Annotated in this window: 16 protein-coding genes; 12 read left to right on the forward strand and 4 right to left on the reverse strand. The window is 58.9% G+C overall.

Annotated elements, in window-relative coordinates; all coding sequences use genetic code 11:
- The first annotated feature begins 55 nt into the window (after nucleotides 1–55).
- The 5 genes from BW956_RS19435 to BW956_RS19455 are packed head-to-tail and all read left to right on the forward strand — an operon-like array spanning nucleotide 56 to nucleotide 4,628.
- Entirely contained in the window at nucleotides 56–553 is a 498-nt protein-coding gene (locus BW956_RS19435; RefSeq protein WP_076465539.1) for a Fur family transcriptional regulator, read from the forward strand.
- On the forward strand, nucleotides 546–1,334 hold the full coding sequence (gene znuC / locus BW956_RS19440) for a zinc ABC transporter ATP-binding protein ZnuC (protein WP_076465541.1): 789 nt from the start codon (nucleotides 546–548) through the stop codon (nucleotides 1,332–1,334). The genes BW956_RS19435 and znuC overlap by 8 nt, the downstream gene beginning before the upstream one ends.
- Entirely contained in the window at nucleotides 1,273–2,124 is an 852-nt protein-coding gene (gene znuB, locus BW956_RS19445; protein WP_420173856.1) for a zinc ABC transporter permease subunit ZnuB, read from the forward strand. Before znuC ends, znuB begins: the two co-directional genes overlap by 62 nt.
- Nucleotides 2,121–3,467 (forward strand): MATE family efflux transporter, encoded by a 1,347-nt coding sequence (locus BW956_RS19450; RefSeq protein ID WP_076465544.1) that lies wholly within the window; start codon nucleotides 2,121–2,123, stop codon nucleotides 3,465–3,467. The genes znuB and BW956_RS19450 overlap by 4 nt, the downstream gene beginning before the upstream one ends.
- Before the next feature lie 60 nt (nucleotides 3,468–3,527).
- Complete coding sequence (locus BW956_RS19455) at nucleotides 3,528–4,628, forward strand: PQQ-dependent sugar dehydrogenase (protein ID WP_076465546.1); 1,101 nt, start codon at nucleotides 3,528–3,530, stop codon at nucleotides 4,626–4,628.
- 66 nt (nucleotides 4,629–4,694) lie between these two features.
- Here the strand turns inward: BW956_RS19455 and BW956_RS19460 are convergent, their stop codons facing one another.
- A complete protein-coding gene (locus BW956_RS19460) occupies nucleotides 4,695–4,970 on the reverse strand; it encodes a YheV family putative zinc ribbon protein (protein ID WP_076465549.1) in 276 nt (91 codons plus the stop codon).
- A gap of 11 nt (nucleotides 4,971–4,981) precedes the next feature.
- The gene (gene prlC / locus BW956_RS19465) at nucleotides 4,982–7,012 is read right to left on the reverse strand and encodes an oligopeptidase A (protein WP_076465552.1); all 2,031 of its coding nucleotides are present in this window, start codon (nucleotides 7,010–7,012) and stop codon (nucleotides 4,982–4,984) included.
- 100 nt (nucleotides 7,013–7,112) lie between these two features.
- Here prlC and BW956_RS19470 point away from each other — a divergent pair, with 100 nt between their 5' ends.
- From BW956_RS19470 to BW956_RS19500, 7 genes are all read left to right on the forward strand, one after another.
- On the forward strand, nucleotides 7,113–7,652 hold the full coding sequence (locus BW956_RS19470; protein ID WP_010324442.1) for a gamma carbonic anhydrase family protein: 540 nt from the start codon (nucleotides 7,113–7,115) through the stop codon (nucleotides 7,650–7,652).
- 124 nt (nucleotides 7,653–7,776) lie between these two features.
- The gene (locus BW956_RS19475) at nucleotides 7,777–9,090 is read left to right on the forward strand and encodes an imelysin family protein (RefSeq protein ID WP_076465554.1); all 1,314 of its coding nucleotides are present in this window, start codon (nucleotides 7,777–7,779) and stop codon (nucleotides 9,088–9,090) included.
- Between the two features lie 8 nt (nucleotides 9,091–9,098).
- Entirely contained in the window at nucleotides 9,099–10,535 is a 1,437-nt protein-coding gene (locus tag BW956_RS19480; protein ID WP_076465556.1) for a di-heme oxidoreductase family protein, read from the forward strand.
- Nucleotides 10,535–11,605 (forward strand): imelysin family protein, encoded by a 1,071-nt coding sequence (locus tag BW956_RS19485; protein ID WP_076465558.1) that lies wholly within the window; start codon nucleotides 10,535–10,537, stop codon nucleotides 11,603–11,605. Before BW956_RS19480 ends, BW956_RS19485 begins: the two co-directional genes overlap by 1 nt.
- Nucleotides 11,595–12,719, forward strand: a complete 1,125-nt coding sequence (locus BW956_RS19490; RefSeq protein ID WP_076465560.1) for a DUF1513 domain-containing protein — start codon at nucleotides 11,595–11,597, stop codon at nucleotides 12,717–12,719. Before BW956_RS19485 ends, BW956_RS19490 begins: the two co-directional genes overlap by 11 nt.
- Before the next feature lie 2 nt (nucleotides 12,720–12,721).
- A complete protein-coding gene (locus tag BW956_RS19495; protein WP_076465562.1) occupies nucleotides 12,722–13,849 on the forward strand; it encodes a cytochrome-c peroxidase in 1,128 nt (375 codons plus the stop codon).
- A gap of 133 nt (nucleotides 13,850–13,982) precedes the next feature.
- Nucleotides 13,983–16,469: a TonB-dependent receptor plug domain-containing protein gene (locus BW956_RS19500; RefSeq protein WP_083703163.1), complete on the forward strand. Its 2,487-nt coding sequence runs from the start codon at nucleotides 13,983–13,985 to the stop codon at nucleotides 16,467–16,469.
- Between the two features lie 66 nt (nucleotides 16,470–16,535).
- Here BW956_RS19500 and BW956_RS19505 read toward each other — a convergent pair whose 3' ends face one another.
- Together BW956_RS19505 and aroE are read right to left on the reverse strand one after the other, a co-directional pair.
- Nucleotides 16,536–18,908 carry a Lon protease family protein gene (locus tag BW956_RS19505; protein ID WP_076465566.1) on the reverse strand — a complete coding sequence of 791 codons (2,373 nt, stop codon included), beginning with the start codon at nucleotides 18,906–18,908 and terminating at the stop codon, nucleotides 16,536–16,538.
- 103 nt (nucleotides 18,909–19,011) lie between these two features.
- The gene (gene aroE, locus BW956_RS19510; RefSeq protein ID WP_076465568.1) at nucleotides 19,012–19,842 is read right to left on the reverse strand and encodes a shikimate dehydrogenase; all 831 of its coding nucleotides are present in this window, start codon (nucleotides 19,840–19,842) and stop codon (nucleotides 19,012–19,014) included.

Consider the following 19,842-nt stretch of genomic DNA (forward strand, 5'->3'; position numbering starts at 1 on the left):
CTTCTTGACCATTAATATTGTTATACTATAACAAAACAAACGATAGACGAACCCGATGAGCATGGATAATCTGGCCTTTGAGTCCGGCCACAATCACCAGCATTGCATTGATCAGGCACTGCAGCAGGCAAGAACCCTTTGCAAAGAGCGGCAGCAACGCCTGACCCCGGTGCGTGAGCTGGTGCTCAAACTGATCTGGCAAAGCCATCAGCCCATCGGCGCCTATGAGCTTCTGCCCGCATTGGCAGAAGCCGGTTTCAACTCAGCGCCACCAACAGTGTACAGGGCACTGGAGTTCCTGCAGGAGCAGGGGTTCGTTCACCGTATAGCCTCGCTGAATGCGTTTGTCGGCTGCCCACACCCGGAAGACAAGCATCAGGGCTATTTCCTGATCTGCCGCAACTGCCACTCTACTTCAGAGCTGGAGTCGGCTCCGGTGCATGAAACGCTGAAACAAAGTGCGGCGGAACTGGGCTTCAGTATCGAGCAGGAAACCATTGAGGTCACCGGCCTGTGCCCCAACTGCCGCAATCGGGAGGGCAGCGATGCCTGAGCACAATCCAGACCTGATTCGGCTGGACAATATCAGCGTTAATTTCAATCACCAGGTTGCCCTCAGCCAGGTCAACCTGAGCCTGCATGACGACTGTATTACTACCCTGATTGGCCCCAACGGCGCCGGCAAGACCACTCTTGTCCGTGTGGTGCTGGGCCTGATCAAACCTTCTTCGGGCAATCTTTGGCGCAAGCCGGGTTTACGCATCGGTTATATGCCACAGAAGCTGCATATCGATCATACACTTCCATTGTCAGTGGAACGTTTTCTGCAAACACCGGTAAAAACCGATAAGCAGCTGATGATAAAGGCACTTGAGGATGTGGGAGCCGCCCACCTTATCAAACATTCCATCCACAATCTTTCGGGTGGCGAGACCCAGCGGGTGCTGCTGGCCCGCGCACTGCTGCGCGACCCTCAGTTGCTGGTGTTGGATGAACCCGTACAGGGTGTGGACCTGAGCGGTCAGCTTGAGCTGTACCAACTGATTGCCGATATTCGCAAACAGCGCCATTGCGGCGTGCTGATGATCTCCCATGATCTGCACCTGGTCATGGCGTCTACCGACCATGTCATCTGCCTGAATCGACATATCTGCTGCTCGGGCAATCCCGAACATGTCAGCAACGATCCGTCATTCATTGAGCTGTTTGGCCCCGCACAGGCCAGTACCCTGGCACTGTACAACCATCACCACAGCCACCAGCATGACGCCCATGGCGATATCATCGTCGACCACCCTCAACCCCATAATTGTGACGGACACCACTGTGGCTGAGTTTCTGATTCTGGCTCTGGCCGGCGGCCTGGGTATTGCAGCACTGGCCGGTCCGCTGGGCGCCTTTGTCGTCTGGCGCCGCATGGCCTACTTCGGCGATACCCTGGCACACTCGGCACTAATGGGTATCTCGCTGGGTTTTCTGTTCGATATAAACCTGAACCTGGCCGTCGTTTTTTGCTGTGTCCTGCTATCGGTATTGCTGGTCAGCCTGCAGCGCCAGCATCTGGTCGCGACGGACACCCTGCTGGGGATCATGGCACATAGTTCACTATCGCTGGGCCTGGTCGCCGTTGCCTTGCTGGATAACGTGCGAATCGACCTGATGGAATACCTCTTTGGTGATCTGCTGGCCATCGCGCCTGCTGATCTCTACTGGATTTATGGGGGCGGAGCACTGGTACTGCTGTTGCTCTGGCGCCTGTGGAACCCCTTGCTCGCCATCACCATCAACGAGGAACTGGCCCAGGTCGAGGGCGTCCCGGTTGCCCGCACCCGGCTGGCCCTGATGCTGCTGATTGCCGTGGTGATCGCTGTTGCCATGAAGCTGGTGGGCATTCTGCTGATCACCTCGCTGTTGATCATCCCGGCGGCTGCAGCACGGCGTCTGTCCAACACACCGGAGCAGATGGCCATTTTCGCATCGGTGCTGGGCATGCTGGCAGTGCTGGGCGGTATCAGCGCCTCCTGGTTCTGGGATACGCCGGCCGGCCCCTCGGTCGTGGTGACCGCCCTGATTGAATTCCTGCTGCTCTACACACTGCCGATCCGGGGCCTGCAGGCACGATGATCCAACCCGAACACTGGCCCGACCGCGCCACCCACAGCCGGGTCTGGGCGCTGGCCTGGCCGATGATGCTGTCCAACATCACCGTACCCGTGCTGGGGCTGGTAGATACCGCCGTGATTGGCCACCTGCCCGAGCCTCACCACCTGGGTGCCGTGGCGGTGGGCAGCATGATTTTCTCGATCCTCTACTGGGCCTTCGGGTTTCTGCGCATGGGCACCACCGGCATGGTGGCCCAGGCCTGCGGTCGCAATGATGGTGCCGCCATTCGCACACTCCTGGGCCAATCACTGGTACTGGGTGCAGTCATCGGTCTGGTGATCCTGCTGCTGCGCACTCCGCTGACTGAGCTGGCGTTGCAGCTGATGGACCCGGCGTCGGATGTCCTCGCCTCCGCCACTGAATATACCGCCATCCGCGCACTGGGTGCGCCCGCCGTACTCTGCAATTTTGCCCTGCTGGGCTGGTTTGTCGGCAACCAGAACACCCGCATTGCGCTGATATTGCTGACCAGTACCAACCTGCTGAACATGCTGCTGGATCTGCTGTTCGTGTTTGGCCTGGGAATGGCCGCCGACGGGGTTGCTCTGGCGACTGTCTGTGCCGAGTATTTCAGTCTGCTGTTGGGCCTCTGGTTCTGCCGCCGCATGCTGGCACGACTGCCCGGCGAATGGATCTGGCAGCGCCTGCGCCGGCTCAGTGATTACCGTGAACTGATCAGCGTGAATCGCTACCTGTTCGTGCGTACTCTGCTGCTGTTGATGACGCTGGCCTTCTTTACCGCCCAGGGCGCACAACAGGGCACTACGATCCTGTCGGCCAATGCCGTGCTGCTCAACTTCATGCTGCTAATCTCCAATGCTCTGGATGGCTTTGCCCATGCCACCGAAGCATTGACCGGCCGGGCACTGGGCCAGCGCCAGCGACGGCCGTTCTACCAGGTACTGGTATGTACTACGCTCTGGTCTGCGGTCAGTGCGGTACTGCTGACGCTGGTGTTCTGGCTTGGAGGCCAGCCGATCATCCACCTGCTCACCGATATTCCCGACGTGCGTGAAGCCGCGGTACGCTATCTGCCCTGGATCATTCTGCTGCCACTGGTCAGCACCTGGGGCTTCCTGCTGGATGGCATCTTCATCGGCACCACCCGCGTCAAGGCGATGCAGGATACGATGCTGGTCTCGGTGCTGCTGGTATTCGCACCTGTCTGGTGGCTCACACAGTCGATGGGCAATCAGGGGCTCTGGCTTTCCTTCCTGTGTCTGTTTGCCGCACGCGGCATCACCGGCGCCTGGGTGTTCTGGCGCCTGAACCGGCGCGATGCATGGTTTGAGCAGCGCACCTGAGGTGGCAAAAAACCGCAGGGGCAGCCACACTCTCCCTTGAACCGGGAAGGAGATAGCCTGATGCACCTGAGACTGACATCCTTACTTGCTCTTGCCCTGGCCAGCACGGTACAGGCGCTGCCGCTGGAGCAGCTGCAGCTGCAGCTGCCTCCCGGCTACCGCATCCAGGTCGCGGCAGAAGTGCCCAACGCCCGCCAGATGGCACTCAGCCCCAAGGGCGTACTGTATGTCGGCACACGCAGGGACGGCCGGGTATTCGCTCTGCAGGATCTGGATGGCGACCAGCACTACGAAACCCGCCATACCCTGATGTCGAATCGCCGCCTGCCCAACGGCGTCAGCTGGTCCGACGGCGACCTCTACGTCGCTGAACTGACACAACTGGTGCGCCTGCCTGACATCGGTTCACGCCTGAGTAACCCGCCAGCACCTGAGTCCATACTCACCGGGCTGCCGGATATCACCCACCACGGCTGGAAATATCTTAAGCAGGCACCCGATGGCGCCTTCTTCTTTACCCTGGGCGCGCCCTGTAATGTGTGTCTGGAATCGGACCCTCGCTTTGCCAGCATCATGCGCTTTGACCCTGCCACAGGAGATGCTTCGCCCTGGGCGCACGGCGTGCGCAATTCCGTCGGTTTTACCTGGCACCCCAATGACGGTAGCCTCTGGTTTACCGATAACGGACGCGACCATCTGGGCGATAACCAACCGGATGATGAGTTGAACCGGGCCGGACAGGAGGGACTGCATTTCGGCTTCCCGTTCCGGCATGCCAGGGAGGTGGTGGACCCGGACTTTGGCGAGGGAGCCAACGCGGTTAACAGTCAGGCCCCGGCTGCCTTGCTCGGCGCCCATGTCGCCGCTCTGGGCATCAGCTTCTACACCGCCGACCAGTTTCCGGACACGCCTGAAACCACCCTGTTCATGGCACAGCATGGCTCCTGGAACCGTTCCAGCAAGGTCGGCTACCGTGTCATGCGTGTTGAGACAGAAGGCAAGCAGGTCAGGTCGGTTGAGCCCTTTATTACCGGTTGGCTGCAGGGCGAACAGGCCTGGGGACGGCCAGTGGATGTATTGGTAGAGCCGGATGGTGATCTGCTGATTTCCGATGACCGGGCCGATGTGATTTATCGGGTCTGGTACCAGCCGGATAGCTGAAAAGGCGACAACAGCCAAGGGCATCCGGTGCTGACCGAATGCCCTTGGCTGTTCTATAAAGCCGGCTCAGTGGTCCCGGCGCAAGGTGCCTGGATCCATGATGCGAATAGGCTGGGGATTGTCATCGGCAACGGCCGCCGGCGCCTTATCAGAACGGTCACCGCTGACCCGGGTCTCAATCTGTTCCGGGTCCGGGCGGCCATCCAGGCGCAGGGAGTCGGAAAAACCGCACTTCACGCACTCGCGGTGCTCGCGCTCCTCATCCCGGTACATGCGTACCGTATCCATCTCCCCGCAACGCGGGCATACCGCCCCGGCAATAAAGCGTTTCTGTACACTCATGTCGGTTCCTCTCAGCGAATACCGGAGTGACGCAGCAGGGCGTCCACACTGGGCTCACGGCCACGGAAGGCAACGAACAGATCCATGGGATCACCGGAGCCACCCTGTTCCAGAATTTCCTGACGGAACGCCAGGCCCGTATCCGTATTAAAGATGCCTTCCTCCTCGAAGCGGGAGAATGCATCTGCAGACAGGACTTCGGCCCACTTGTAGCTGTAATAGCCTGCCGCATAACCACCGGCGAAGATATGGCTGAAGCCATGCTGGAAACGGTTTTCAGAAGGCGGACGAATCACCGCCACCTGGTCACGCACACGATCCAGTACCGCCTGAATTTCAGTTTCACCCGGCTGATATTCATGGTGCAGACAGAAATCAAACAACGAGAATTCCAGCTGACGCATCATCATCATACCGGACTGGAAGTGCTTGGCTGCCAGCATCTTGTCGAGCAACGCCTGCGGCAGCGGCTCGCCTGATTCGTGGTGACCGGAGATCAGCGCCAGCGCTTCCGGCTCCCAGCACCAGTTTTCCATGAACTGGCTGGGCAGCTCCACCGCATCCCAGGCTACGCCGTTAATACCGCTGATATCCGCTTCTTCCATCTGCGTCAGCATATGGTGCAAACCGTGGCCGAACTCATGGAACAGCGTGGTCACTTCGTCATGGGTCAGCAGGGCCGGCTGGCCTGACAGCGGCGGGGTGAAGTTACACACCAGGTAGGCCACCGGCAGCTGCAGATCGGCATCGTTCAGGCGACGGCGCACACGGCAGTCATCCATCCAGGCACCGCCACGCTTGCCACTGCGGGCGAAGGGGTCCAGGTAACAGTAGGCCAGAGGTTCGCCGTTGCGCTTGAGCGCAAACAAACGGGCATCACTGTGCCAGCTGTCGAAATCCTGCTGCTCCTCGACCTCGATATCAAACAGACGGCCGGCAATGGTGAACATGCCGTCCAGCACTTTGGGCAACGGGAAGTAGGGGCGCAGTTCCTGCTGGGAGATTTCGTAGCGCGCCTGCTTCAGCTTCTCGCCGTAGTAGGTCACATCCCAGGCGTTCAGGGTGTCGATACCATCCTGTTCACGGGCAAAGGCCTGCAGTTCGGCCAGTTCCTGCTCCGCAACCGGTCGGGTTTCGGTGGCCAGGTCTTCCAGGAAGCTCACCACCTGCTGCGGTGACTGCGCCATCTTGGTCGCCAGCGAGTAATCGGCATAGGTATCAAAGCCCAGCAACTTGGCCATCTCGTGGCGCAGATCCAGAATTTCGGTCATTACCGCAGAGTTGTCCCACTCACCGGCCTTGGGCCCCTGATCAGAGGCGCGGGTGCTGAACGCACGGTAAAGTTCTTCCCGCAGGCTGCGGTTATCGGCAAAGGCCATCACGGCATAGTAGGCGGGGAAGTCCAGAGTGATCACCCAGCCATCCACGTCTTTGGCCCGGGCGGCTTCTTTCGCGGCGGCAATGGCATGCTCGGGCAGGCCAGACAGTTCCGCTTCATCGCTGATCTCTTTCCACCAGCCCTGGGTCGCATCCAGAACATTTTCGGCGAACTTGGTGGTCAGCTCGGACAGGCGCTGCTGCAGCTCGGCATAACGCTTCTGCTGCGCTTCCGGCAGGGCAATGCCGGACAGACGGAAATCGCGCAGGGCGTTATCCACCACCTTGCGGCGTGCCGGGCTCAGCTGCTGGTAGGCATCGCTGCCCGCGAGGGATTCAAAGGCCTTGAACAGGCCCTGATGCTGACCCAGTTCGGTCCAGTATTCAGACAGCTTGGGCAGGCAGGCGTTATAGGCTTCGCGCCATTCATCGGAGTTCATCACCCCGTTCAGGTGCGATACCGGTGACCAGGCCTGCGCCAGCTCGTCATTGAGCTGCTCAAGCTCGGCCACCAATGCCCAACCACTGACCGCTTCATCGGCAGTCAGCTCGGCAATACGGCTGCGGTTCCGCGCCAGCAATTCGTCAACGGCAGGTTCGGCATGTTCCGGCAGAATACGGCTGAACGGCGGCAGCAGATGGCGTTCGAGCAGGGGGTTGGACATCAGACTCTCTCCAATATGGATCGGCTTTCAGGGTGTATACGTCAATTACTATACAATGGGGCTCAGGTAAGTCGATTTCAATCAGCATCAGGAGAGCCTCATGAACGTACGACCCTACCAGGGGATGACCCCGCAACTGGCTGACAATGTGTTTGTGGACCCCAGCGCTGTGGTTCTGGGGGATGTAGAGATCGGCGAGCACAGTTCCGTCTGGCCCATGACCGTGATTCGGGGTGACATGCATCGCATCCGTATCGGTCGCTACTCCAGCATCCAGGACGGTTCGGTGCTGCACATTACCCATGCAGGCCCCTATAACCCGGACGGCTTCCCGCTGATTCTGGGGGATCATGTCACCGTCGGCCATCAAGCCATGTTGCACGGTTGTACCCTGGGCAGTCGTATTCTCGTCGGTATGGGCGCCATGATCATGGATGGTGCCGTGGTTGAAGACGAAGTGATCATCGGCGCAGGTAGCCTGGTTCCGCCCGGCAAAACACTGAAAAGCGGCTATCTCTATGTAGGACGCCCGGCCAAGCCCCAGCGTGAACTGACGCAGAAAGAGAAGGAATTCTTCACCTACACCGCTGAAAATTACGCCCGCCTGGCAGCCAAGCATCAGGCAGAAGACTGGGCCTGATTAAAGAATAAGACACTGACCGGCCCCAGGGCCGGTTTTTTTGACCTCAAGCAAATAATACTATTGATAACGATTTGCATTTAGTTTATTGTGATTTGATAAATTCAGATCTAAGGAAGCAGTCATGTCACTTAAACGCCTTCTGCTGCCGGCCGCTATCGCAGCTGCCGTCATGTCCCCGCTTACACCGGTTGCCATCAGCCAGGCCAGTGCCGCCACGGCGACCGTCGAAGCACAAGCCAACAGCGTAAACACCCACTACGCCGACATTGCCGAAGCCGTTTTTGCCGACTCCCTGAGCGCTGCCAAACAACTGCAGCAGGCCATCAACACGCTGCTCGATGATCCCACTGACGCCAACCTTGCTGCGGCCCGTGAAGCCTGGGTCGCCGCGCGTGTGCCTTATCAGCAGTCCGAGGTTTACCGTTTCGGCAATGCCATCGTGGATGACTGGGAAGGCAAGGTAAACGCCTGGCCGCTGGACGAAGGCCTGATCGATTACGTCGATACCACTCATTACGGTACCGAATCCGACTTCAACGGCTGGTACAGCGCCAACATTATCGCCAACCCCGAGCTCAACATCGGTGGCAAGTCTGTTGATGCCTCCACCATCGACAAGGCGCTGCTAGCCGAAACCCTGCACGAGATCGACGGCGTCGAGGCTAACGTGGCTACCGGTTACCACGCCATTGAATTCCTGCTCTGGGGCCAGGATCTGAACGGTACCAACAAGGGTGCCGGCAACCGTCCTGCCAGCGATTTTGATGCCGACAACTGCAGCAACGGCAACTGCGAACGCCGTCGCGACTACCTGAAAGCCGCCACCGAGCTGCTGATCGATGATCTGACCGAGATGGCCGATGCCTGGAAAACCGGTGGCGAAGCACGCCAGCAATTGATGGCAAAAGGCGAGCTGGGTGGTCTGGCCACCATCACCACCGGTATGGGCAGCCTGTCCTACGGTGAGCTGGCCGGTGAGCGCACCAAGCTGGGTCTGATGCTGCATGACCCGGAAGAAGAGCATGACTGCTTCTCCGACAATACCCACTGGTCGCACTACTATGACGCCCTGGGTATCCGTAACGCTTACCTGGGTGAATACAGCCGTATTGATGGCAGCCAGGTAACAGGGCCGTCCCTGTCCGATCTGGCCAAGGCTGCTGACCCGGCATTGGACCAGAAGATGCGTGACCACCTGAATGCGACTCAGGCCGCCGCTCAGGCGATGGTCGATGCTGCCAAGCAGGGTGAAACCTTTGATGTACTCATTGCCGCCGGTAACACCGAAGGCAATGCCAAGGTACAGGCATTTGTTGATGCCCTGACCGAGCAAACACAGGTCCTCGAAGAGGTGATGGCAACACTGGGTATTTCCGATGTGGAACTGGAAGGTTCCGACAGTCTGGATAATCCCTCAGCTGTTCTTGGCGGCTGAATGACTCGATGACCCGTTATGCACACAGTCTGACAGGCTGGCTCTCCCTCTGGCTGGCGTTGTGCACCAGCCAGGCCGCTATGGCAGTGGCGGCCGAACCGAGCCGGGCTCTACCTGATGAGGGTAAGCCCGGTTCTTCTTTTTCAGTCGCCGAGCGCAAGGCCTTCATGCAACCGATGGCACAGATCGGTTTCGATACCCGCATGGACTTCGTGCTGGGCCGCGCCATATTTGAAAAAATCTGGGTGCCCTCGCCTTCATCCACTACCGCCAGTGATGGCCTGGGGCCGCTCTACAACGCCCGCTCCTGCCTGCAGTGCCACATCAATAATGGCCGTGGCTTGCCGCCCGACGAGCAGGGCAGTGCCAACCGCAACGGACTGCTGATTCGGCTGGGCATCCCCGGAGATGGCCACAATTCGCCTCTGGGCGTCACCCCTGAGCCTACCTACGGCACTCAGCTGCAGACCTTTGCTGCCACTGGCCTGCCGGCCGAAGCGCGGATCAATGTACGCTACCGTACCCGACTCGTCGAACTCAACGGGGGTGAGCAGGTTGAACTGCGCCAGCCCGAGTACCGGCTCAGCCAACCGGGCTATGGCAACTTCCATCCGGACTTGCAGCTGTCACCACGCCTGGCACCGGCCATGATCGGCCTCGGACTGCTGGAACAGATCCCGGAAGCCGATATCCTGGCGCAGGAAGACCCTGATGACCGTGACGGAGATGGTATCTCCGGGCGCGCCAACCGGGTATTTCATCCTGAATACGAACAGCCACAACTGGGCCGTTTTGGCTGGAAAGCCGGAGCACCCTCTCTGCAGCTGCAAAATGCCAGTGCGTTGAATACAGACCTGGGTATTTCCAACCCCGACTACCCCATGGCGGCAGGGGACTGCACAGCCCGGCAACCGGGATGCCTTAAGGCGCCTCACGGCAACACTGAGTTGCAGGGCGGTTTTGAGGCCTCAGCCCAAATGATGGATGTGTTACTGTTTTATACACGACATTTGGCGGTACCCGCGCGCCGTAACCGCGACCAGCCGGACGTTAAAGCCGGTGAGCAGCTGTTTACGGCAATCGGCTGTGCCAGCTGCCACACCCCTATACAGAGGACGGGCAACAACCCGGCACTGCCGGCGCTGAGCGAACGCCGCCTTGAGCCCTATACCGATCTGCTGCTGCATGACATGGGCGAAGCCTTGGCTGACCAGCGTCCCGAATTCGGTGCCAATGGCCATGAGTGGCGTACCCCGCCGTTGTGGGGTCTGGGCCTTCATCAGGCCGTTACCGGCGAACGGGCACTGCTGCATGATGGCCGCGCGCGCACCCTGGCGGAAGCCATCCTCTGGCATGGCGGTGAAGCCGAATCTGCACGTGAGCGTTTCCGCCAACTGTCTCCACATGCTCGTAAGCAACTGATCCTGTTTCTGGAGTCACTTTGATGCAACCGATTCATACTCGCCGGTGGCCACGAGGCCTGCTGGCGTCCACAGTGATGTTCATGTCCAGCCTGGCCTGCGCGGCGACACCGGACTGGTCCCACTACAACTATCAGGCGGTCCAGCAGCATGTGCTGCCGCGTTATGCGGCTCTGGACGAAGCCAGCGCAGCGCTGTCAGCCTCAGCCCAAACCTTCTGTGCGGCCCCTTCGGAAGCGGGGCTGGTGCAAGTGCAGGACCAGTGGCGCCAGACCATGCTGAGCTGGCAGGGCATACAGCACGTTCAGTTTGGCCCGGTGCAGTTTCTGATGCGTAACTTTGGCCTCCAGTTCTGGCCTGACCGCAAGAACATCGGCGCCCGCCAGCTCCGTCAGGCTCTGGCGAGCGACCAGCCCTATGATGCCGAATTCTTCCGCCATGCCAGTGTCTCCATTCAGGGCTTCCCGGCGCTGGAACGACTGCTGTTTGCCGATAACGCCCTGCAAACGCTGCAAAACGGTCGCGGCTGTGAACTGACCCAGGCCATTGCCGGCCATGTCGCGCAGATGAGCCATGCCATTCACAGCGAATGGTCAGCACAGGCCAAAAGCGATTTTCAGCCCGAGCAGGATCCGGATGTTGCCGCTGAACTGGCAGTGGAGCTGATGGCATCTCTGGTGGAACCCATCGAAGCCATTCGCGACAGCAAGCTGCTCAAGCCCATGGCTGAGTCTGCCGAATCCGCCCGTCCCAAATTGCTGGAAAGCCATCGCAGCAGTGCCTCACTGGCTAACATTCGGGCCAATCTGGAGGCGTTGAACGCGCTCTACCAGGGCACTGATCCCAGCGTGCGCAGCCTGCTGGAGGAGGCAGGGTCAGAACAGCTGGCCAAGGATATTGCCGAGCGTTTTGAGCACATCAACGCCCAGCTGGACGCTGTTCAGGGGCCGTTGAAGCAGGCCGTCACCCGGGCTGAAACCCATACCCGCCTGCTGGGCGTTGCCACATCGCTGAAACAGCTGAGTGAACAGCTGGATACCGCCATGGAAGTGCTGAACATCCAATTGGGGTTCAACAGCCGTGATGGAGACTAATCGCCGCCGTTTCCTGAGCCTTCTGGCCGCGGGTTGCCTGCTGCCTGCCACCCGTGTCCTGGCCAGTGGCACAACCACAGGGCAGACCGATGCAGGCCTGCTCGTCAGTGCCGCCAGTGACCGGCGCCAGCACTGGCTGCTGGTAACCGATGCCGAAGGGCAGACGCAACTGCGCTACCCGCTGCCCGAGCGTGCCCATCACGTGGAACTGCATCCGCAGCAGCCCTGGGCAGCCGCCGTTGCACGTCGCCCGGGCCGGTTTATTGAGATAGTCGACTATCACAGCGGTCAGCAGGTTCAGCGGGTGGATGCAGGGGAGGGGCATCACTTTTTTGGCCACGCCCTGTTCACTCCCGATGGCCACTGGCTGGTCAGCACCGAGAACGATATCGCCAGCGGGCAAGGCCAGATCGTCATTCGTGATGTAAGCAATCACTTCGCCGAGGTAAGCCGTACACCAAGCTATGGCATTGGCCCCCATGAGCTGCTGCTGAATGGCAACCAGGTCCTGGTCGCCAACGGCGGTATCCTTACACACCCGGATCATGGCCGTGAGAAACTTAACCTGGACAGCATGCAGCCCAGCCTGGCCTATATCGACTTGAAGTCGGGTGATCTGCTGGAACAGGTGAGCATGAGTGCGGATAACCACCAGCTCAGCATCCGCCACATGGATCAAAGTGCTGCGGGTACCGTAGCCATTGCCTTGCAGTACCAGGGTGCCATCAGCGACAACAAGCCACTGGTTGCCGTCCACCGCCGGGGCGAGCCTCTCAAGCTGCTGCGCGCACCTGAGCCGATCAACAACCAGATGGAGCAGTATGCCGGCAGTGCCCGTATCGACCGATCCGGACGGGTTGCGGCGATCTCGGCGCCACGCGGTAACCTGATCACCTTCTGGGATATTGAACAGGACCGCTTTATCAACGCCATGCGCTGTCGCGACGGCTGCGGCCTGGCGGCAACAGACCAGGCTGGTGAGTTTCTGGTGAGTTCAGGATTGGGCCACCTGTACCGCATGCGTCCTCTGGATAACCTGCGCGAGCGCCTGCCACTGGACCCAATCGCCGCCCAATTAGCCTGGGACAACCACATGAATCTGCGTTTGGGCTAGGAATGTCATCCAAATGGACCTACCGACGACTGATCTGCACCTTAAGTCTGCTGTTATATCTGGGTATTCCGCATCAGGCATGCTCCAGCACTTTTTCCGCCGAAGCCTACCGCCAGCCACCTGAACGCTGGCCAGCAGCAACCACCCACCCGGAAGCAGGCAAGGTGCCAGAATTGGCCCCTCTGCCTCCATTGCCGCCTGAGGACTGGCATACTCCTGCCAGTGAAGCACTAGGGCGGCAACTATTCTTCGACCCACGCCTGTCGGGCTCAGGCCAAGTTGCCTGTGCCAGCTGCCATGACCCGGACCTGGGCTGGGCTGACGGCAGGCGTGTTGCATTCGGCCATGACCGCCAAAGCGGAACCCGCAACAGCATGAGCATCCTCAATGCCGCCTGGTTCGATCAGCTGTTCTGGGATGGCCGTGCCGGTGGTCTGCTGGATCAGGCACTGCAACCGATCACCAACCCGATAGAGATGAACGCCAACCTGGAGGACGTCCTGTCCCGGCTCAACCGTATTCCGGGCTACCGCCAGGCCTTCAGTGCAGCCTTCGGTGTAGGCCCTATCGACGCCGATCAGCTGGCCAAGGCCCTGGCGGCTTTCGAACGCCGCATCGTTTCCCGACCCAATCGGCTGGACCGTTTCATCAGCGGGCAATATGACGCCCTCAACGATCAGGAGATCTTCGGCTTGCACCTGTATCGCACCAGGGCCGGGTGCCTCAACTGCCATAACGGCTCACTGTATTCGGACGGCCAGTTCCACCATACCGGCCTGAGTTACTACGGTCGTCAATACCAAGATATCGGTCGCGAACTAGCCACCGGGCAGGCGGCAGATCGCGGTAAGTTCCGTACGCCCAGCCTACGCGACCTGGCCTATACGGACCCCTGGATGCATAACGGTTTATTCCCCAGCCTGCGCGGCATCCTCAACATGTACAACGCCGGCATGATCGGCAGCAGCCAGCTGCACCCGGACCTGCCACCGCTGTCACCACTGATTCGCCCTCTGCAGCTGGACACTGCGGAGCTGAATGCACTAGAGGCATTTCTCGCCAGTCTCAGCCACCGACCTTTGAAGCTACGGCCCCCGGAGTTGCCAACTGGAATCCCGCAGAAGGAATAGCCAACCCTCAAATGATAATGATTATTGTGTTTAATTAGTTTATTATCCCTATGGCTGCCGGCTATTCTATTGCGCCCCAGGAATGGCCGCAACCACATAGCACTCCCCCCATGTTTGCCTGTAAAGGGATGATATGCGATCTCACAACGCCTTAACGCCATTCATCGCGGTCCTGGCGGGGCTATATGCCACCCCGGCAGCGGCCGACACCGCCGCGAAGACCAGTAACACTTGTAACCAGGATCAATCGGACACCTGTATGCAGACACTGCCGGACGTCACCGTCACCGGTCGTGAAATCGCTTTCGGTCTGCAGGTCATCAATCAGGAACTGATCGAGCAGCTGCCCACCGGAGAGGGTAACCTGGCCGACCTGCTGCGTACCAACCCGGCGGTGGACTTCTCTCGCAACGGCCGAAGCTCGGCAAACAGTGGCGTAATGCGTCCAGAAGAGTTCTCCTTTCATGGTCAGGCGTACTACCAGAACCTGTTCATGATTGACGGCATCGACACCACCAGCGATATCAACCCCGGCTCCGGCGGCGACCTGTTCAGCAGCCCTAGTCTGACCGGTGTGATAGGTGGCAGCTCGCCCCAGGGCTACTATCTGGACGTGGACCTGCTGGAACAGATCGAAGTCTACGACAGCAACGTGCCCGCCAGCTTCGGCGGCTTTACCGGCGGGGTGGTCAGCGCCAAGGTCAAGCGTTACGACGGCAACGACTTCGTCGACCTGCGCTACGGCATCCAGCGTGACGAATGGGAGTCTTTCCATATCGACGAACGTGACCAGGAAGAGTTCGACACAGCTGACAGCTATGGTGCGGAATACACCCCTATTTATCGCAAGGACAACTACACCCTGTCAGCTCAACAGGGCATCGGTGAGGATACCGGACTGACCCTAGGTGTCAGCCGACGCAGCTCCAGCTTCCTGCAAAGCTACAGTGATGGTCTAGACAGACTGCACCGGGTTTACTATGACGACCGAATCAACAACCTGCACGCCAAGCTGGATCACCGCTGGCATGAGCGACTGCACACCAGCTTCAGCCTGAGACATTCCGATCGTAGCCATGACGGTCTGACTTCCACTCGCTATGACGACATGTTCACCAAGAGCCATGGCGGCTGGGGCTTGGGCGGCAATCTGGAATACACGCTCGACTCCGGTGCACGCTTCAACCTCGACATGGCGATGGATCGCATGAGCGACGAACTGGACAGCGGCAGCAACCTGTTCACCCGCCACGAGTCACTTGAAGGCATCCTGCCAACCCAGTCCGGAGGCTATGGCGATACCACCCAGCGACAGACTGCCTTTTCCCTGTCGCCCGAACTGGAGCTGGCCCCCATGTCCTGGGGCAGCAGCCGCCATAACCTGATCGTCGGAGGCGACCTGAAATACACCGAAAGCTTCTATGAGCGACCTGAGGGTGCTTTCTTCCGTGAATACAGCTGCCTTTCCGACAGCGACATCAACGGCTGTATTGACCAGAATGGCAGTGGTGACAGTGACTTCGGCGATGAATATCTGGCCCGTGCCTTCGATTATGGCGCCGGCAAAGTTTCTCTGGACTACACCACTGCCGCTTTGTACGTGGATGACCATATCGAACAAGGTAACTGGCAATTCCGGCTTGGCCTGAGAGCTGATTACAACAGCTGGCTGGAAAATCTGGACATGGCCCCACGACTAAGTGCGACCTGGGATAGCTTCGGTGACGGAAGCACCCGACTGACAGCCGGCGCCAACCGTTATTACGGTCGCAACTTCCTGCGCTATGCCATCAATGATGTGATTAAAAGCTGGAACACGCTCACCTTTTATGACACCAATGGCAACATCACCCGAGAAACTACATACGATGACAGCTCTCGCAACAATAGCCTGGCCACCCCCTATTCAGATGAACTGATGCTGGGTTGGGCACAACGCATGGGGCCATTTAACAGCCATCTGAAATTTGTTCACCGCGCCAGCCGTGACAGTATTCGCCGAATCGAAGACGGTGATGGCAAATATTACTATGACAATACTGGCCGCAACGATACCGACAGCCTTACCTGGACCTTGGATCATGCCGATCACCCTCTAAAGCTGGCAGGCAGTGAAACCATTACCAGCTTGTCGGTCGGCTGGAAACAGACCGAAACGGACCTCCAGAGCGACGATGCATATGATCAAGAGCCCGAACCGGTCTATTATGAGGGGCGCGTTATCGACGGCAGCGAGCTTCCTGCCTGGGATTACAATATTCCGCTCAATATCAGCCTGAGCACCCAGACCCGAGTCCCGCACTGGCATTTGACCTGGTCAAACTTTGTCAGCTTGCGAAGTGGAAGCACTATTGCCCGTGACAGCGGCGATAGCTACACCGATAGCAATGGCAATCGCTACGATGTCTATGAAGACTACACGCTTGCAGATTTGGTAACGCTCGACACCAAAGTACTTTGGAAACCTCGTCTATGGTCATCTCAGCAGGGGTATATGATGATCGAGGTAAGCAACCTTTTCGATCAATCGATCAGCACTAAAACCAGCCGCTTTGACAGTATCAGTGACAGCTATACCCCTGGACGCAAAGTCTGGCTGGAAGTGGGAATGCGATTCTAGTTAATCAAACTCTATTACCCGGCTGGTGGGCTATCCCACCCATTAGCCGGGTTATAGTGCCCAGATTTACGCCTTGGCCTTGGCGATCTCCCGCAAGCGTTTCACCACCTGTGCATTGATACTGCGCTGGGTGAAATGGCCATCGTCCTTGAGTACACCGGCCGTGCGGCCCATCAAAATCTCAAGACAGTCGTCCACCGTGGACACCGCATGGATATGGAACATGCCATCCTCCACGGCCTGAACCACTTCTGCCTTGAGCATCAGATGGCGTACATTGGCCTTGGGAATGACACAGCCCTGCCAACCGGTCAGGCCTCGGGTTTTACACAGGTGGAAGAAGCCTTCAATTTTCTCGTTTACGCCACCAATCGCCTGCACCTCACCATACTGGTTGATCGAGCCGGTGATGGCGTACTGCTGGCGAATGGGGATATGGGTGAGTGCCGAGATCAGAGCGCAGATTTCAGCCAGAGAGGCACTGTCTCCGTCCACATAGCCATAGGACTGCTCCATGGCCAGACTGGCCGAGAGCGCCAGCGGGAAGTCACCGGCATAGGTGTGACCGAGGAAACCGGACAGGATCAGGACCCCCTTGGAGTGAATCGGCTGCCCCAAAGTAACCTCACGTTCGATATCGATAATGCCCTTGTTACCCGGATGTACCGTAGCAGTGATGCGTGCCGGGCTACCGAAGGAGACATCGCCCACCTGCAGCACCGTCAGGCCGTTGGCCTTGCCTACGGCTTCCCCGTCGGTGTCGATCAACACCGTTTCATTGAGGATGCTTTCCAGTATTTTCTGTGACAGCCGGCCGGTACGACGCTCCTTGGCTTCCAGCGCCAGCTCCACATGTTCGGCGTTGATCTGGGTGTCACCCTGTTCACGACGACGAAAATCCGACTCGCACAGCAGGTCCACCAGCTCTCCTACATGCGCCGACAGCAGATCCTGATCACCCGACAGCCTTGAACTGTGCTCCACCAGACGGGCAACGGCACGGCGCGTCAGAGGCGCCAGGTTTTCTTCCGTAGCCAGCGTTTTCATCAAACGGGCATACTGGCGAATGGAGTGGGGCGTACGGTGCACATCCTCATCGAAGTCCACCACTACACGGAACATCTTCTCGAAGTCATGATCCAGCTCCTGCAGTAGATAGTAGGTATCCCGTTCACCTACCAGAACCACTTTCACTTTCAGCTTGGCCGGCTGGGGACTGAGGGTAATGGCGCTGATACCGGTGTATTCGCTGACCGGATTTTCGATGCGAATCTCGTGCGATTTGAGCGCGCGTTTGAGCGCGCCATAAACGAACGGCTGCTCCAGCAGCTTTTCCGCTTCCAGCACCAGGTAGCCGCCATTAGCGCGATGCAGGGCACCGGAACGAATCAGCGTGTAGTTGGTGACCATCGCCCCCATGTCACTGATGTATTCCACCCGGCCAAACAGGTTTTCATAACTGGGATGCGCCTCGAACACCACCGGCGCACCTTTGGTCTTGTGATTGTCGACCAGCAGATTGAGCCCGTAGTTACGCTCAAGATAGTCGCGCCGCATGGCATCGGTCTTGGCTTCCAGCGGGTTGTCATCATTGACGATCTCGCCGGCGTTGCGGATCAGGTCCGATTCAACATGCTTCAGGTAGTCGACAATGCATGAGATGTTGGCGTACTTGTCGCGCAGGGGCTGCAGCAGCGGCGACACTGCCTGGCGCGCGGTATTACGATCCAGCGTTTCTATCCGCTCCGAGGCTTCACGACGCCACACCGGCAGCTCGGTCAGGCTATCGTTGAGCATCTCCTCCAGCTCGGAGATATGTGCCTGAATGGCATCCCGCTCCTCCTCGGGTAACTGCGAGAACGCCGCCTCATCAATGGCCTGGCCATTGGCGACCGGGGTAAAGCCGACGGTAGCCCCATCACGAAAGACGGCAATGTTGTATTCGCGTCCCTTGCGCTCCACCTGATTCAAGGCTTCGTCATAGTGGCCGTTGAATTCTCGCTCGATCTGGCTCTTCATGCGTTGATAGGCCGGATTCTCGAACGCGGCCGGCAACTCGGCCAGCACCCGGTCGAGCAGGTGGCGAATATCACGTTTAAGCTGATTGGCACGCCCGGAAGGCAGTTCCAAAATAACGGGGTAGCGGTTATCGCTGAGGTTGTTGATGTAGCACCAGTCACTGGGCTTGTGCTGTTTTTTCGCCGATGCCTTGAGGCTTTCCATGGCAAAGGAGAAGCGGCCGGTATGCGGGTTGCCCATAACGAAGAGGTTATACCCCGGACGTTGCATGCCGATGCCAAAGGCCATGGCTTCGATGGCCCTTTCCTGGCCAAAGAATCCGGAGAAGGGTTCCAGCGACTCGGTCGTTTTGAACGGCAGGAGTTCAGGGTCGCAGCGGCAGTAGAGCGCCTCGGGCGCCAGCGGCAGATGCTTGTCCATGCGCGTACTCCACAGCAGAGGGTCTGCCTCTGTTATACCGCCTCGCATTTGCCGGATGCAAGGCGGTGAGTGAAAACGCGTTGAGATTCAGCTGACTAGCTGATCATTTTGTATCCAGGCTGGCACGCAGCTGGTCAATCACACTGGCCGTCTCCGGGGTCACACCGCGCCACACTGAAAAAGCTTCAGCAGCCTGTTCAACCAGCATGCCCAGGCCATCAATGACACGACCGGCATCCAGATCCATGGCCCACTGACAGAAAGGCGTAGGTTCTGCGCCGTACATCATGTCATAGCAGGCGGTGTTGGCGGCAACAACCGCCGCAGGAACCGGTGGCAGCTCCCCCTGAAGACTGGCAGAGGTGCCATTGATCACCAGATCAAACGCCTCGGCGGGGATGGCATCAAAGCCACAGGCCGATACCTCGCCTTCGTCGGTGAACAGACTGGCCAGCTCTTCAGCACGGGAGACCGTTCGGTTGGCAATCAAAACCGAACCCACACCGGCTTCCAGCAGCGGGTGCATCACACCGCGTACCGCGCCACCGGCACCCAGTACCAGAACACGCGCGCCTGCCAATTTGACGCCATGGTTATCCCTGAGATCACGGACCAGACCAACCCCGTCGGTATTGTCCGCCGCCAGACGGCCGTCTTCCAGGCGGTACAACGTATTGGCCGCCCCTGCACGTTCAGCACGTTCACTGCGCCACTGCGCCAGCGCCCAGGCACGCTCCTTGAACGGAACCGTGATATTCAGTCCTTTGCCATCGCCCTGCAGGAAACGCCCGACTTCGGTTTCAAAATCGGGTGATTCTACATGCACAGCACCATAGGTCAGCGCCTGGTCGGTCAGCTCGGCAAAGCGGGTATGGATCTGCGGCGATTTACTATGGGCAACCGGATTTCCCATGACTGCGTAACGATCGCTCAT

The sequence above is a fragment of the Marinobacterium stanieri genome, assembly GCF_900155945.1.
GTDB lineage: Bacteria > Pseudomonadota > Gammaproteobacteria > Pseudomonadales > Balneatricaceae > Marinobacterium > Marinobacterium stanieri.